Source organism: Collinsella sp. LCP19S3_A6, assembly GCF_052122015.1.
Taxonomy (GTDB): Bacteria; Actinomycetota; Coriobacteriia; order Coriobacteriales; family Coriobacteriaceae; genus Collinsella.
Genome location: NZ_JBQKDD010000005.1, coordinates 72,875 through 87,235, shown reverse-complemented (window position 1 = coordinate 87,235; position 14,361 = coordinate 72,875). Strand labels below are relative to the sequence as shown.

Sequence of the window (14,361 nt, the reverse complement as noted above, 5' to 3'; positions counted from 1 at the left end):
GTTGGGTAGTCTTTTTGGGACGGGGCTTTTTTAGCTGCCCTACCTCAAATAAGGACTTAATCTTCGAAAGCGCTGGACTGGGTAGCTAAAAAAGCCCCGTCCCAAAAAGACTACCCGGTGAAGGGACAAGGGGACAGCCCCTTTGTCGCATTGGTGGATATGTCGTGCGTTCTGCGTATGGCAATATAAGATATTTATTTGCGTTAAACGGAATTCGATTGTTTTGAGGGTAGGGGATTGATTTGGGTCGTGGTGCGGATATGACGCCGCCTTTGCGTTGGCGGTTAGGTGTTGCTGGTGGGGTGGCGCTCTTTGTGTTGCTTGTTGACCAGCTGACCAAGCTTGCGGTTCGTGCCGTGGGCGATGCCCTGCATATGACTGTTATCCCCGGCGTGATTGATTTTGTGTTTGTCCGCAATATCGGAGCTGCCTTTAGCATGGGCGAGGGCCATGGCATAGCGTTTGCCGTGCTGGCGCTTGCGGCCATTGCCGCCATTGCCGTGTACTTGCTCCGTGCTCCTCAGCTCGCTCGCCTAGAGGTCGTGGGTATGGCCATGGTTGCGGGCGGCGCCATCGGCAACGCGATCGATCGCCTGGCCATGGGCTTTGTGACTGATTTTATTGCCACTACCTTCATTGATTTCCCCGTCTTTAACGTGGCCGATATCGGCATTACCGCCGGTGTCGTGCTGGCGCTCATCGGATACATGTTCTTGAGTCCTGCCGCTCGCGAGGTCGATGCGACCGCCGAGCTCAACGCCCGTGACGAGGCCCGCGCCAAACGTAAAGCTAAGCAGCGTGGGGAGCGTGCCCGCAAGATTCGCGAAAGGAATGGGCGCTAATGGCCGACATCCATATTCTCGTTGCCGACGATTGCGCCGGTCAGCGTCTCGACGCCTATCTGGGCGCCAACGATGGCTGCCCCACGCGCTCTGCCTGCGCACATCTGATCGAGGGAGGCGCCGTTGCCGTCAACGGCGAGACCTGCCTATCTAAAAAGTATGCCGTACGCTCCGGTGACCGCATCTCGGTCGACCTGCCCGAGCCGCATGACCCGACCGTCGTGATCCCCGAGGCCATCCCGCTCGACATTCGCTATGAGGACGACTATCTCATGGTGCTCTCCAAGCAGCGCGGCCTGGTGTGCCATCCTGCGCATGGTCATGAGAGCGGTACGCTTGCGAATGCCTTGGTCTATCACTGCGGCATCGACCATCTGGGTACCGTGCAGGGCGAGGACCGCCCCGGCATCGTGCATCGTCTGGATCGCGATACCTCGGGCCTTATGCTCGCGGCTAAAGACGACGACACCCAGCGTGCGCTCCAAAATCTCATCCGCACGCGCACGCTCGACCGTCGCTACATTACGCTCGTTCATGGGCACATCGCCATGGACGAGGGCACTATCAACACCGGTATTGCCCGATCGACGCGCGACCGCGTGAAGATGGCGGTTTCCGATGACCCCTTTGCGCGCCAGGCCATCACGACCTTTAAGGTCCTTGAGCGCTTTGATTCCACGCGCTTCGACGACGGCTACACGCTTGTCGAGTGTCACCTGTTTACCGGCCGCACGCATCAGATTCGCGTTCACATGCGCCATATCAACCACGCCTGCGTGGGCGATCAACTCTATGGCAAGTGCGATGCTCGTGCCGATCAGGGTTTGACCAGGCAGTTCCTGCATTCCTGGCGTGTGGCGTTCGATCATCCCGTGACGGGGGAGCACATCGAGTGCCGTGACGAGCTGCCATGGGATCTTTCGGCGGTTCTGGATGATCTGGCCCCGCGTTCGCTCGGCCGCACTGCCGCTGGCAACGAAATCGTCCCTCAGCTCGGTCTGCTCGAGGCCTAGCCAGTATTAGGTGGTTTCTTGAACTCCGTAAGCCTGCGGTAAGATATACGGTTGTTTACGTCACGCGTTCCTGGGAGCCTGCATGCTCGCCTTTTTACAAACCAACACACCCATCGTGATCTTCAACCAGATTGTCGTCACGCTGCTTACGGTCTGCTTTCTGTACCAGGTGGTCTTCTTTGTCATCGGTGCTCTTCGTGGTGAGGTCGCGCCTCCCAAGGCCAAGAAGCTCCATCGTTATGCCTTCTTTATCGCGGCGCATAACGAGGAGGCCGTGATCGCCAACCTCGTGCGCTCCATTAAGGACCAAGATTATCCGTCCGAGCTTATCGAGGTCTTCGTGGTCGCCGATGCCTGCACCGACAACACGGCGCAGCTCGCGCGCGAGGCGGGCGCCGTCGTCTATGAGCGCAATGACTTGGCCCGTAAAGGCAAGAGCTGGGTCATGGACTATGGCTTCGACCGCATCCTTAACGAGTATCCCGATACGTTTGAAGGCTACTTTATCTTCGATGCCGATAACGTTATCGCCCGCGATTACGTGACCAAGATGAACGATGCTTTTGACCAGGGCTTCCATGTTGTTACGAGCTATCGCAATTCCAAGAACTTTGGCAGCTCGTGGATCTCGGCAGCTAATGCCACGTGGTATCTGCGCGAGGCGCGCTTTCTCAACAATGCGCGCAACATCTGTAAGACGTCTTGCGCCGTTTCGGGTTCGGGCTACCTCATCTCCGCCAGCGTTATCGAGGGTATGCACGGCTGGCAGTTCCACACGCTGACCGAGGATATTCAGTTCACCACGTTCTGTGCCATTCACGGCATTCGCATTGGCTATGCGCCGGCGGAGTTCTTTGACGAACAGCCCGTGACGTTTAAGGCATCCTGGAAACAGCGTATGCGTTGGACCAAGGGCTTCTACCAGGTGTTCTTTACGTACGGTAAGCACCTGGTCAAATCGACCTTCCGCTATCATCGCTTTGCCGCCTACGACATGTTTATGACGATCGCACCGGGCATGCTGCTCTCTCTGATCTCGATGCTCGCTAATGCGACGTTCCTCATCGTGGGCGGCCTTTCGCACGGTTTCTTGGCTACCGAAGTCGAGATGCAGGCGTGTGCCGCTTCGCTCATTATGACCTTCGCTATGATGTATCAGACTTTCTTTATCCTGGCGCTGCTCACGACTATCTTTGAATACAAGCATATTCACTGCGCGCAAAAGTGGCGTCTGGTAACCAACCTGTTTACCTTCCCGATCTTTATGTTCAGCTATATCCCCATTACGGTGGCAGCGCTGTTCTTGAAGGTCGACTGGGTGCCGACGCAGCACGCCGTAAGCGTTACCCTCGACGAGGTCATGCAGGGCGCCAAATAACCATCATCAAAACCACCACAAAGGGGATAGAACCTTTGCGGTGGTTTTACGTTTGAGCGCTCAGTTGAGGGGTTTCGATGTTCTATATCCCGTTTTGGATTTGCATCTTTGCCGGCACGGCGATTGACGCCCGCGAGCGGCGGTTTCCCAATGAGCTTGCCGGCGCGTGTGCGGTGGCGGCGTTTGCAGGCGTCTGGCTCGACAAGGGCGTTAACATGGCGCTTGACCACGCCGGTCTTGCGGTCATCGTCTACCTTGCCCTTGTGCTTACTGAGTCACTCTGGCGTCGCCTTCGCCATGCCCCCGGCATTGGCATGGGGGATGCCAAGGCGCTCTTTGCCCTTTGCACCTTCGATCCCCTGAGCGGCGTCGTCGCGTTTGCAGTTGCGCTCCTGACCCTTGCCGCCGCCTGTCTCATCGTAAAATCGCGCTCGCTGCCTTTGCTGCCGTTTTTGGTGCCAATATTTGCCATAATCGAGTTCGTGGGTAGTACGCTGTAACCGTTTGCGCGCCCTTTTTAAGGAGCATGCCATGGCAATCAATCAACAGACAGCCGCCATCAAGGCGCGCCTGGATCGCATTCCCGCGGCGTTGTCGCCCAAGCTGGTCGAGCGCATTGCCGCCGACCGCGCCTCGGGTGTCGTTAATCCCTATCGATGCGGTGACGACCAGGCCATCCGCCGTGTCGATCGGGCCGCAGACGAGGGCACGCTTATGCGTCCGGCCTTTATGCGCGATATCGAAAAGATTCTGCATCTGCCAGCATACACACGTTATGCAGGCAAAACGCAGGTCTTCAGTTTTCGCAGCAACGATGATCTGTCGCGCCGCGGCCTGCACGTGCAGCTTGTCTCGCGCATCGCTCGCGATATCGGGCGTGCTCTGGGGCTCAACTGCGATCTGATCGAGGCGATTGGCTTAGGCCACGACTTGGGCCACACGCCCTTTGGCCATGCCGGTGAGCGTTTCCTCAACGATATCTATCACGAGCGAACGGGTCGCTATTTTTTCCATAACGTACAATCCGTTCGCGTGCTCGACGCGCTGTACGGCCGCAACGTGTCGCTCCAGACGCTCGATGGCGTACTGTGTCACAACGGCGAGTACGAACAGCGTGTTTTTGAGCTTTCGGACATGGGTTCCTTTAACCAGTTCGACCGAACCGTCGAGGAATGCATTGCCACGGGTTATAGCGCAATTGAGCACCTGCGCCCCATGACGCTCGAGGGCTGCGTGGTTCGCATCTCGGATATCCTTGCCTACGTTGGGCGCGATCGCCAAGACGCCATTGCGGCGGGCCTGCTGTCACCCGACGCCTTTGACGATGACCTGGGCGGTGCATACAACAGCTGGATCCTTACGCATGCCTCTATTGATATCGTCGAGCACAGCTATGGCAAGCCGCGCATCGAGATGAGCGAGGACCTGTTTGCGGAGATCCGCCGGGCCAAGCGCGAGAACTACGAGAAGATCTATAGCAAGGGCGGCATAGAAGGCGACTCCGAAGCGGAGCTGCGCGAGGCCTTCGAAAAGCTCTATGACCGTTGCCTGCGGGACATAAACGAAGGCGACGAGTCCTCGTATATCTTTAAGCACCACATTTCTCGCATTGAGCAGCAGCTTTCCTACTACGATCGCACCTATGCATGGCAGGACGATAAGGAGCAGACGGTCGTGGATTACATTGCGAGCATGACGGACGGTTATTTCTGCGAGCTCACGAGCAAGCTGTTCCCGGGATTGATGTTTCCGCACCGTACCTATATTAACGAACGGTAGTTCGTATATATTCGGTATACTGTTCATGGAAAACGTTTTTGATTGATGCACGGGATGGCTATGGACGACCTTTTTTCTGCTTCGACGCGTGAGCGTTCCTTTCAGAATGCGCCGCTTGCGGTGCGCATGCGGCCCAATTCGCTCGACGAGTACGTGGGCCAGCAAAAGGCCGTCGGTAAGGGCTCGTGGTTGCGTGCCGCGATTGAGCATGACGTGCTGTCGAGTGTGATTCTGTATGGGCCGGCCGGTACGGGCAAGACGACGCTGGCCCACATTATCGCCAACCATACCAAGAGCGAGTTTGTCGAGGTCAGCGCCGTGACGGGCACTGTGAAGGACCTGCGCCGCGTGATTGACGAGGCCAAGACGCGCCTGAATACGTACGACCGTCGCACGATTCTTTTCATCGACGAGATTCACCGCTTCTCCAAGTCGCAGCAGGATGCCCTGCTGCATGCGGTTGAGAACCGTACCGTCATTATGATTGGCGCCACGACGGAGAATCCGTACTTCGAGGTCAACTCGGCGTTGCTCTCGCGCGGTCGCGTGGTGGAACTTGAACATTTAAAGGACGAGGATATCGCCACGCTTATCGAGCGTGCGCTCGAGGCGCCGCAGGGTTTGAACGGCAAGTTCTCCGCCGATGAGGATACGGTTAAGACCATCTGCACGCTGGCTGCGGGTGACGCTCGCTCGGCACTCACGACGCTCGAGCTTGCGAGCGAGATTGCCGTCACGCGTCCCGATACCGAGGGAACGCCAGCGCCGGCGGCGGGGGAGCGTTATCCCATTACCGTGGATGACGTAAAGATTGCCAATCCGCGCCGTGGTTTTTCGTATGACAAAAACGGCGACATGCACTACGACATCATCAGCGCGTTTATTAAGTCTATGCGCGGCAGCGACCCCGATGCCACAATCTATTGGCTCGCGCGCATGATCGATGCGGGGGAGGACCCTAAGTTTATCGCTCGCCGTATTATGATTCAGGCTTCTGAGGATGTTGGCAACGCCGACCCGCAGGCGCTATTGGTGGCGCATGCCGCGTTTAAGTCTGCCGAGGTCATCGGTTATCCCGAGTGCCGCATTAATCTGGCTCAGGCTGCACTCTATGTGTGCTTGGCGCCAAAATCCAACGCGTGTGAGGCCTCGATTGATGCGGCGTTGGCCGATATTCATTCAAGTGGGCTGCGCGAGGTGCCGAGCTATCTACGCGATCGTCATCGCCCGGGCAGCGACGAATACGGTGTGTATAAGTATCCGCATGATTATCCCGAAGGCTGGGTCGATCAACGCTATTTGCCCGAGGGGCTGGAGCGCGGCGCGTTTTGGCAGCCTGCCGGCCGCGGCTGGGAAGAGTGGCGTGTAGAGCAAAGCGAGCGCGACCGTAGCGGGAATGCACCGAAGTAGCTGCTGGTAATTTTGTCTCACGTTGCTGCTCTTGGCATGTTCGGTCCCCTTTGGGGTACCATGAACAGCGTCTGTATTTCGATTCCTTCGGGAGGCTTGTATGAGTCCCATCCAAATCGCCCTGCTGCTGCTCGCCGTTGCCGGCGTGTGGGCTGTCATCGAGCTCGCGCTCACGCTGCGAAAGACCCGCACTGTCGTTGATTCGCTCGACAAGACGGTGAGCGACCTTAACAACACCATCGCCGAGGCTCAGCCCGTGGTAGCAAAGCTCGATGGCGCCGTCGATGAGCTCACCCCCGCGCTGGCGCAGGTTGAGCCGCTCCTCAAGTCGAGCAAGACCGCCGTCGACGCCCTTACCTCCAATCTCGTAGAGGTCGAAGCCGTGGTTCGCGACATTTCCGAGGTTACGGGCAGCATGGCCGAGGCCAGCAATGCTGTGTCGAGTGTGACCGACTCTGCGGCCGGTGCCGTTCAGAAACTCTTTAACAAGGTGAAGGCTCCCGCGGTCGACGCCGAGCATAATCTTTCCGCTGCCGCCGAAGCCGAGCAACCGACCGAGCGTGTCCTGATTGGCGAAGCCGGGGACGATGCCGCTGCTGGTGACGATGATGCACAGAAGCCTGCTGCTAAAGCAGCCCGGTATTACACCTACACGCCCGCCGAGACCTCTGAGGAGTCCTGCGATGAGTAGTGAAGCAACTTGCTCTATCACGCTGACTGTTGCCGGGGATCCGCGTCTGGCACGCTTGGTGCGCATGACGGCGGCTAATGTCGGCGCGCTCTGTTCCATGTCCGTCGATCGCATCGAGGACATTCGTATGGCTGCCGAGGAGGCCTTCATCTTTGGCTGCACGGCCGTTGATTCTGACGTTATCTCGATCAAATTCGATGTCGACGAGTCTCACGTGGGCATGACCTTCACCTTTGGCGACCAGGCGACTGTCGATGAGGATGACCAGGCCGCCGTATATGCCGAGCTCATTCTGGCAAGCGTGTGCGATTCCTACGAAAAGACTGCGGCGCCCCTGACGCTTTCCCTCGATCTCAAGGCGGATATCTAATATGACCGAACGTTCCCGGAGCGGTAAGACCGCTTGGGACAAGGAGAAAACCCGCGAGCTGTTTCGTCGCTACAAAGAGACCGGTGATCCGGACGCCCGCGAGCAGCTCGTCATGTCCCATATGAACCTGGTAAGGTTTCTTGCCAACAAATTTAAGAATCGCGGCGAGCCGCTCGACGACCTCATGCAGGTCGGCTATCTGGGTTTGCTCAAGGCTATCGACCGCTTTGACCCCGAGCGCGGACTTGAGTTCACCACGTTTGCCACGCCCACCATCTTGGGTGAGATCAAGCGTCACTTCCGCGACAAGGGTTGGAGTGTGCGCGTTCCGCGTCGCCTACAGGAGCTCTCTGCCAAGGTTAACCAGGCCACCGACAAGCTCACTAACGAGCTGCAGCGCTCGCCTAAGGTGGAGGAAATCGCTGAGTACCTAGACGTGACCGTTGACGAGGTGCTGGAGGCCATGGAATCGTCCTCGGCCTATACCTCGGTGCCCATCGAGGCCCCCGGTGCGTCCGATTCTGACGACGCGCCTTCAATTCTCGACCGTTACGCCGACGACGACAACGAGCTCGACTTTACCGATGACCGCCTGGTGATTGAGGAGGCCATCCGCGATTTCTCGCCGCGCGAGCGCGAGGTTATCGAGCTGCGTTTCGTAAAGGGCATGACCCAGATCGAGATCGCCAAGAAGCTGGGCATCTCGCAGGTGCAGGTCTCGCGTCTGCTGCGCCGTACCCTTAAGAAGGTTCAAGACAAGATCGACCCCGACGGAGTGATGGTTCGTTCATGAGTGAACACCCCCAACAAACCGATCGCGCGCTGCGCGATACCCGTATTCTGACGCTTCGTATCTGGGCCGTCGTCGGCTGCATTGTCATCGCCGCCGTCATCTTTAACCTTATGGGTATCTTGGCGCCGGTTATCGAGTTTCTAGCTGTCGGTTCCATCATCGCTTTTGTGATGTCGCCGATTACTAACTGGCTCGAGCATCACGGCGTCAACCGTGGCATTGGTTCGCTTATCGCGCTGATCGTGGTCGTTGCTGTGCTCGTCGGTGTCGTTTGCATCTTGTCGCCGATTCTCTTTGGCCAGATCATGGAAGTCTTGAGCCGCCTGCCTGAGCAGCTTCGTGTTGCGGGCGGTGATCTCAACGAGATGGTCTCGCATGCCAAGACGCTCAACAACACGCCGCTCAAAGAGTATCTGGACGATAATCTTTCTTCGCTGGTTACCGTGGCGTCCAAGTATGTATCTCAGATTGCCGCCGAGCTTGGTCGCGGTGTATTCCCGTTCATTACCAATACGGCCTCGCAGCTGTTCGTCATCTTCCTCGGTCTGGTGCTTGCCTATTGGTTGGCCTGCGACTATCCCCGTATGCACCACGAGGTCTGCACCATCATCGGGCAGGAAAAGGAGACCTCCTACCGCTTTATGGTTGCCATCCTTTCACGCTCGGTCGGCGGCTATATGCGTGGCATGGTCATCACGTCGATTTGCGGTGGCTTTTTGGCCTTTATCGGCTTTACGCTCATTGGCCATCCCTACGCGGCGCTCATGGCCATCTTTACGGGCATTATGCACTTGGTCCCGGTTGTCGGTCCCTGGGTGAGCGCGGCGATCGCCACGGTGCTCGGCTTTATGTTCAGCCCGATGCTGGCGTTATGGACCTTGATCGTGACTATGGTGGCACAAAATGTCACCGACAACGTCATTTCGCCTAAGGTCATGCAGAGCTCGGTCCAGGTGCATCCCATCATGAGTCTGACGGCCCTCGTTATTGGTTCGGCACTCATGGGCCCCATCGGCATGGTCATCGCCATTCCGCTGTGCGCGGCCCTCAAGGGCATTTTCGTCTACTACTTTGAGAACGAGACCGGCCGCCAGCTCGTGGCATACGACGGCGCCGTGTTTAAGGGAACGCCGTATCGCGATGCCGAGGGCAACCCGGTCGCCGCCTACGATGCGCTTGGGGACGATACGTTCATTTATGAGTCCGAGCTCATCGGTAACGAGACTGCGCCCGAGGCGCAGGCCATGCCCAGGCCCGAGCTCGATAACCCCTGGATCAAGCTCTCGGGCCTTCAGCCCGATGCTACGGGCTTTTTCAAGAATCCCTTCGTCAAGGACGATGACTCCAACTCGGATGACGACACCAATGCCGGCATCGACGGTTCCATGGACGATGATGAGCAGTAAGTCATTTCAAGTTCAAGTTCATAGGCAATAACGTGCAAATTCGCTGGAGGGTCGCTGTTTGGCGGCCCTCTTTTTTGCACTTGCGCGGTGGGATGGTAATATCTTTACGTTTGAACTGTTTCGATGTGAAACCGAGGAGATTCCCTCTATGAGTGCTGACTACCCGTCAATGACTACGGCCGAGATCCGCTCCAAGTTCCTCAACTTCTTTGAGGAGCGCGGTCTTAAGCTTTATCCTTCTTCGTCCCTTGTTCCCGACGACCCCTCGCTGCTGCTTGCCAACGCCGGCATGAACCAGTTTAAGGAGTACTACCAGGGCAAGAAGACCATGAAGGAGATCGGCGCGATCTCCTGCCAGAAGTGCGTCCGCACCAACGACATCGACTGCATCGGCGAGGATGGCCGTCACCTGTCCTTCTTTGAGATGCTCGGCGACTTCTCATTTGGCGGCGTCTCCAAGCAGCAGGCCTGCGCTTGGGCCTTTGAGCTCATCACCAAGGAGTTCAAGCTGCCGCTCGACCGCCTGTACTTTACCGTCTTTACCGAGGATGACGAGACCCATGACGTGTGGCGCTCTCTGGGCGTTGCCGAGGATCACATCTCGCGTCTGGGCGAGGACGACAACTTCTGGGCCGCCGGCCCCACCGGCCCCTGCGGTCCGTGCTCCGAGATCTACTTTGACATGGGCGAGGAGGTCGGCTGCGGCAGCCCCGACTGCAAGCCCGGCTGCGACTGCGACCGCTTCCTGGAGTTCTGGAACCTCGTCTTTACCCAGTACGACCGCCAGGAGGACGGCTCCATGCCGGAGCTGCCGCACCGCAACCTCGATACGGGCATGGGCCTGGAGCGCATGGCCGCTATCATGCAGCACAAGACCGCCAACTACGACGGCGATCTGATGCAGCATCTTATCAAGCTGGGCGAGGAGATCAGCGGCAAGACCTATGACGCCGACGATTACTCCGGTGCCAGCCGCTCGCTGCGTATCATCGCCGATCACTCCCGTGCCGTCGACTTCATGATCTCGGACGGCATCCTCCCCGGTAACGAGGGCCGCGAGTACGTCCTTCGCCGCCTGCTCCGCCGCGCCGTGTTCCACGGTCGCCTGCTGGGTATCGAGGGCGCCTTCCTGACCAAGTTCATCGACGAGGTCAACGCTCAGATGGGCGAGGCCTATCCCGAGCTGCTCAAGAACGTCGCGCTCGTTAAGGGTATCGTCGCCTCCGAGGAGGAGCGCTTCTCCACGACGCTCGACAACGGCCGCGTTTACCTGGACGAGGCCCTGGCCGCGCTCGCCGACGGCGCTGTCCTTCCGGGCGATGTTGCCTTTAAGCTGCATGACACCTTTGGTTTCCCCATCGACCTGACCGTCGAGATCGCCGGCACCGCTGGCCACGACGTCGACATGGACGGCTTTACCGCCTGCATGGAGGACCAGAAGGCCCGCGCCCGCGCCAATGCCAAGGGCGACGCCTGGGGCAGCTTCAACGACGTGTGGGTCGAGCTTTCCGACAAGGTCGCTGCGACTGAGTTCGACGGCTATGACAACGATGTGATCGAGGGTGCCAAGGTTGTCGCCATCGTGCGCAACGGCGAGTCCGTCGAGTCCGCTGCCGCCGGCGAGGACGTCGAGGTCGTGCTCGACCGCACCCCGTTCTATGCCGAGATGGGCGGCCAGCAGGGCGACGCCGGTAAGCTATCCGCCGAGGGCGTTACGCTGACGGTTGCCGACACCAAGAACCACAACGGCCTGTATGCCCACGTCGCCCACGTTGCCGAGGGCACGCTGACCGTCGGCGCTACCGTGACCGCCGCGCTCGACGCCGAGCGTCGTGGCTTCCTGCGCCGCAACCACACCGCCACGCACCTGCTCGACGCCGCCCTTAAGCAGGTCCTAGGCGAGCATGTTTCCCAGGCCGGCTCGCTGGTGACGCCCGAGCACCTGCGCTTTGACTTCACGCACTTTGAGGCCCTGTCCTCCGAGCAGCTCAAGGCTGTCGAGGACCTGGTCAACCAGCAGATCTTCGCTTCCAAGCCGGTCGTTACCCGCGTCATGGGCATCGATGAGGCCAAGGCCGCCGGTGCTGTCGCCCTCTTTGGCGAGAAGTACGGCGACGTTGTCCGCGTTGTCTCCGTGGGCGCCGAGGACCAGCCGTTCTCCCGTGAGCTTTGCGGTGGCACCCATGCCGCCAACACTGCCGAGATCGGCCTGTTCAAGATCATTTCCGAGTCCTCCACGGGCTCCAACGTCCGCCGTATCGAGGCCGTGACCTCTAAGGGTGCCCTCGACTACATGGCCGACCGCCTGGCACTCGTTGACGCCGCTGCCGCTGCGCTTAAGTGCCGTGTCGACGAGGTTCCCGCTCGTGTGGAGAACCTGCAGGCCGAGCTGCGCGAGACCTCCAATAAGCTCAAGAAGGCCCTGACCGGTGGCTCCTCCGACGCTATCTCCAATGCTATCGAGGGAGCCGTCGAGCTCGATGGCTACAAGCTTGTTGTCGCCGAGCTCCAGGGCCTTGAGGCTGCTGACCTGCGCAACGTCTGGGATACTGTGCACCAGAAGGTTTCCGGCCCCGTTGCCTGCGTCGTCGCCAGCGTGACCGAGAAGGGCACCCCGGCGCTGCTCGCCGCCGGCTCCGATGACGCCGTCAAGGCCGGTTTCCACGCCGGCAACGTGATCAAGCAGATCGCGGGCCTGGTCGATGGTCGCGGTGGCGGCCGTCCCAACATGGCCCAGGCCGGTGGCAAGAACGCCGCCGGTATCGCCGATGCCCTCGCGGCCGCTAAGACCGCGCTGGGCGCCTAAGAACCGAAGTAGTCGCTGTGGTCGCGCTCGCGCTGGACATAGGGGAGACCAGGATTGGCATTGCCGTCTCGAGCCGTGATGGCAAGATGGCAATGCCCGTCAAGGTACTCCCGGCCGCCGAGGTCACCGGTATGGCCAAGACGTTCCGTTACCTGGTCGAGGACTATGAGCCCGACATCCTGGTAAGCGGACGTCCCTTGACCATGGCCGGTGAGCCTGGCCCTCAAGCCGAGCGCGTTGCCGCCGTGGCACAAAAGATCGCCGACGAGCTCGATCTTCCGTTGGAGTTTGAGGACGAGCGTCTGTCCTCGCAAGAGGCAAAGCGCATCCTGCGCGAGCAGGGCCTCAACGAAAAGCAGATGAGGGGCAAGATTGACATGATTGCCGCCAGCCTGTTTTTGCAGACATGGCTCGATCGCAAAAACGAGGAGGTTTCGCATGCCTAGCGCTTCCGATCCGCGCCAGCCGAATCGTACACGTCAGCCCGAGTCGCGCCCTGCCCAGCCTGGCCAGCGTCCGGCACAGCCGACGCAGCGCGCAGCTCAGCCTGGCGCGCGCCCGGTGCAGTCCTTCGCTCGTTCGGCCCAACCTGCTCAACGGACGGGTCAGCAGCCTTCTGCTCGTTCGGTTCAGCATCCGGCTTCTCGCGCGGCTCAGCAGCCCACTGCTCGTACGGCCCAGCCTGCAGGCGGTACCCGCTTTAAGCAGCAGGCACCTGTCCGGCGAACGCAGGCCACCCAATCGCATTCGCATCATGCTCGCGGTTTGCATGGCGTTGCTCCGGCGACCCGCTCGAGCTACGACACGCGTGCTCGACGCGGTGCTCAAAAGAAGAGTTCTCCGGTTCCCATGATCATCGGCGTTGTGGTGGCGGTGCTCGCGCTTGCTGCGATCGCTTTCTTTGTCGTGCCGGCCGTCAAGGACTTCTTTGCCGGTGAGGATACGAAGGTTACGGCTGGTCAGCAGGTTACGGTGACCATTCCCGACGGTGCTTCGGGCGACACCATCGCCTCGATCCTCTCCGAGAACCATATCGTCGAAAATCCCAAGGATTACTATGCGGCGGTCAAAAAGCTCAATGCCGATATGTCGCTCAAGCCTGGTACCTATTTGTTCACCACATTCATGGATGCGACCAAGGTTGTTCAGCAGCTCATGGAAGGCCCCAATGCGGGCTCCAATGCGCTTACTATTCCCGAGGGTCTAACGGTCGATCAAGTCGCCGACCGTGTGGCCCAGGCCTACGACAGCATCTCTAAGGAAGACTTCCTCAACCAGGCCAAGGCCTCCAACTACGTGGACGACTATAGCTTCCTTAAGGGCGCCGCCAACGATTCGCTCGAGGGTTTTCTGTTCCCCAAGACCTATTCGCTGGGCAAGGACCCGAGCGCCGATGACGTTATCCGTGCCATGCTCGATCAGTTCAACACCGAGTACAAGTCTCTCGATTTTGCCGGGTGCGAGGCCAAGATCAAAGAGCGTTACGGCGTGGAGATGTCCGATTACGACATCATCAATCTCGCTTCCATCGTTGAGCGCGAGGGTCTCAACGCCGAGCAGCGCGCACATGTCGCCTCGGTCTTCTACAACCGCCTTGCCGGCAAGCTTGACGGCCTGCGTTATCTCAACAGCGATGCGACCATGATGTATGTCACCGGTGGGGAGGTTTCCGCCGACGACCTGCAGAGCGATAGCCTGTATAACACCTATAAGCACGAGGGTCTGCCACCCACGCCCATCTGCTCCCCGTCGCTCGAGGCACTCAAGGCCACGCTTGAGCCGACCGACTCCGATGACCTGTATTTCTACATTACGCAGGACGAGGAGTACTTCTCGCAAACCTACGAAGAGCACCAACAGTCTTGGAATTAAA

Annotated in this window: 13 protein-coding genes; all 13 read left to right on the top strand. The window is 59.1% G+C overall.

All coding sequences use genetic code 11. The annotated features are described in order from the left end of the window. Positions 1-302 precede the first annotated feature (302 nt). The 13 genes from lspA to mltG all read left to right on the top strand — a co-directional run bounded on the left by lspA (position 303) and on the right by mltG (position 14,360). Positions 303-842, top strand: a complete 540-nt coding sequence (gene lspA, locus ACTQVX_RS04765) for a signal peptidase II (RefSeq protein ID WP_441560384.1) — start codon at positions 303-305, stop codon at positions 840-842. After that, entirely contained in the window at positions 842-1,855 is a 1,014-nt protein-coding gene (locus tag ACTQVX_RS04760) for an RluA family pseudouridine synthase (RefSeq protein ID WP_441560382.1), read from the top strand. Before lspA ends, ACTQVX_RS04760 begins: the two co-directional genes overlap by 1 nt. Positions 1,856-1,937: 82 nt before the next feature. After that, positions 1,938-3,233 (top strand): glycosyltransferase family 2 protein, encoded by a 1,296-nt coding sequence (locus ACTQVX_RS04755; RefSeq protein ID WP_427793780.1) that lies wholly within the window; start codon positions 1,938-1,940, stop codon positions 3,231-3,233. Positions 3,234-3,310: 77 nt separating this feature from the next. Beyond that, positions 3,311-3,733: a prepilin peptidase gene (locus tag ACTQVX_RS04750; protein ID WP_441560381.1), complete on the top strand. Its 423-nt coding sequence runs from the start codon at positions 3,311-3,313 to the stop codon at positions 3,731-3,733. A gap of 31 nt (positions 3,734-3,764) precedes the next feature. Then, positions 3,765-5,012, top strand: coding sequence for a deoxyguanosinetriphosphate triphosphohydrolase family protein (locus ACTQVX_RS04745; RefSeq protein WP_441560379.1), 1,248 nt, complete (start codon positions 3,765-3,767; stop codon positions 5,010-5,012). A 60-nt stretch (positions 5,013-5,072) separates the two neighbouring features. Next, on the top strand, positions 5,073-6,422 hold the full coding sequence (locus ACTQVX_RS04740; RefSeq protein WP_118237456.1) for a replication-associated recombination protein A: 1,350 nt from the start codon (positions 5,073-5,075) through the stop codon (positions 6,420-6,422). A gap of 100 nt (positions 6,423-6,522) precedes the next feature. Further along, positions 6,523-7,113: a hypothetical protein gene (locus ACTQVX_RS04735; protein ID WP_441016303.1), complete on the top strand. Its 591-nt coding sequence runs from the start codon at positions 6,523-6,525 to the stop codon at positions 7,111-7,113. Next, positions 7,106-7,483, top strand: a complete 378-nt coding sequence (locus tag ACTQVX_RS04730; protein WP_154515503.1) for an ATP-binding protein — start codon at positions 7,106-7,108, stop codon at positions 7,481-7,483. The genes ACTQVX_RS04735 and ACTQVX_RS04730 overlap by 8 nt, the downstream gene beginning before the upstream one ends. Before the next feature lies 1 nt (position 7,484). Further along, complete coding sequence (locus ACTQVX_RS04725; RefSeq protein ID WP_427717298.1) at positions 7,485-8,276, top strand: RNA polymerase sigma factor SigF; 792 nt, start codon at positions 7,485-7,487, stop codon at positions 8,274-8,276. After that, a complete protein-coding gene (locus tag ACTQVX_RS04720; protein WP_441560377.1) occupies positions 8,273-9,682 on the top strand; it encodes an AI-2E family transporter in 1,410 nt (469 codons plus the stop codon). The genes ACTQVX_RS04725 and ACTQVX_RS04720 overlap by 4 nt, the downstream gene beginning before the upstream one ends. A gap of 148 nt (positions 9,683-9,830) precedes the next feature. After that, positions 9,831-12,488, top strand: coding sequence for an alanine--tRNA ligase (alaS, locus tag ACTQVX_RS04715; protein ID WP_441560375.1), 2,658 nt, complete (start codon positions 9,831-9,833; stop codon positions 12,486-12,488). 17 nt (positions 12,489-12,505) lie between these two features. Further along, positions 12,506-12,934: a Holliday junction resolvase RuvX gene (gene ruvX, locus ACTQVX_RS04710; protein WP_035138185.1), complete on the top strand. Its 429-nt coding sequence runs from the start codon at positions 12,506-12,508 to the stop codon at positions 12,932-12,934. Next, positions 12,927-14,360: an endolytic transglycosylase MltG gene (mltG, locus tag ACTQVX_RS04705; RefSeq protein ID WP_441560373.1), complete on the top strand. Its 1,434-nt coding sequence runs from the start codon at positions 12,927-12,929 to the stop codon at positions 14,358-14,360. The genes ruvX and mltG overlap by 8 nt, the downstream gene beginning before the upstream one ends. The last annotated feature ends 1 nt before the right edge of the window (position 14,361 follow it).

What these genes read in the sequence shown, in the direction of transcription:
- ACTQVX_RS04760 (WP_441560382.1), top strand. Translation starts at nt 842, where the DNA reads ATGGCCGACATCCATATTCTCGTTGCCGACGATTGCGCCGGTCAGCGT.
- ACTQVX_RS04755 (WP_427793780.1), top strand. Translation starts at nt 1,938, where the DNA reads ATGCTCGCCTTTTTACAAACCAACACACCCATCGTGATCTTCAACCAG.
- ACTQVX_RS04750 (WP_441560381.1), top strand. Translation starts at nt 3,311, where the DNA reads ATGTTCTATATCCCGTTTTGGATTTGCATCTTTGCCGGCACGGCGATT.
- ACTQVX_RS04745 (WP_441560379.1), top strand. Translation starts at nt 3,765, where the DNA reads ATGGCAATCAATCAACAGACAGCCGCCATCAAGGCGCGCCTGGATCGC.
- ACTQVX_RS04740 (WP_118237456.1), top strand. Translation starts at nt 5,073, where the DNA reads ATGGACGACCTTTTTTCTGCTTCGACGCGTGAGCGTTCCTTTCAGAAT.
- ACTQVX_RS04735 (WP_441016303.1), top strand. Translation starts at nt 6,523, where the DNA reads ATGAGTCCCATCCAAATCGCCCTGCTGCTGCTCGCCGTTGCCGGCGTG.
- ACTQVX_RS04730 (WP_154515503.1), top strand. Translation starts at nt 7,106, where the DNA reads ATGAGTAGTGAAGCAACTTGCTCTATCACGCTGACTGTTGCCGGGGAT.
- ACTQVX_RS04725 (WP_427717298.1), top strand. Translation starts at nt 7,485, where the DNA reads ATGACCGAACGTTCCCGGAGCGGTAAGACCGCTTGGGACAAGGAGAAA.
- ACTQVX_RS04720 (WP_441560377.1), top strand. Translation starts at nt 8,273, where the DNA reads ATGAGTGAACACCCCCAACAAACCGATCGCGCGCTGCGCGATACCCGT.
- alaS (WP_441560375.1), top strand. Translation starts at nt 9,831, where the DNA reads ATGAGTGCTGACTACCCGTCAATGACTACGGCCGAGATCCGCTCCAAG.
- mltG (WP_441560373.1), top strand. Translation starts at nt 12,927, where the DNA reads ATGCCTAGCGCTTCCGATCCGCGCCAGCCGAATCGTACACGTCAGCCC.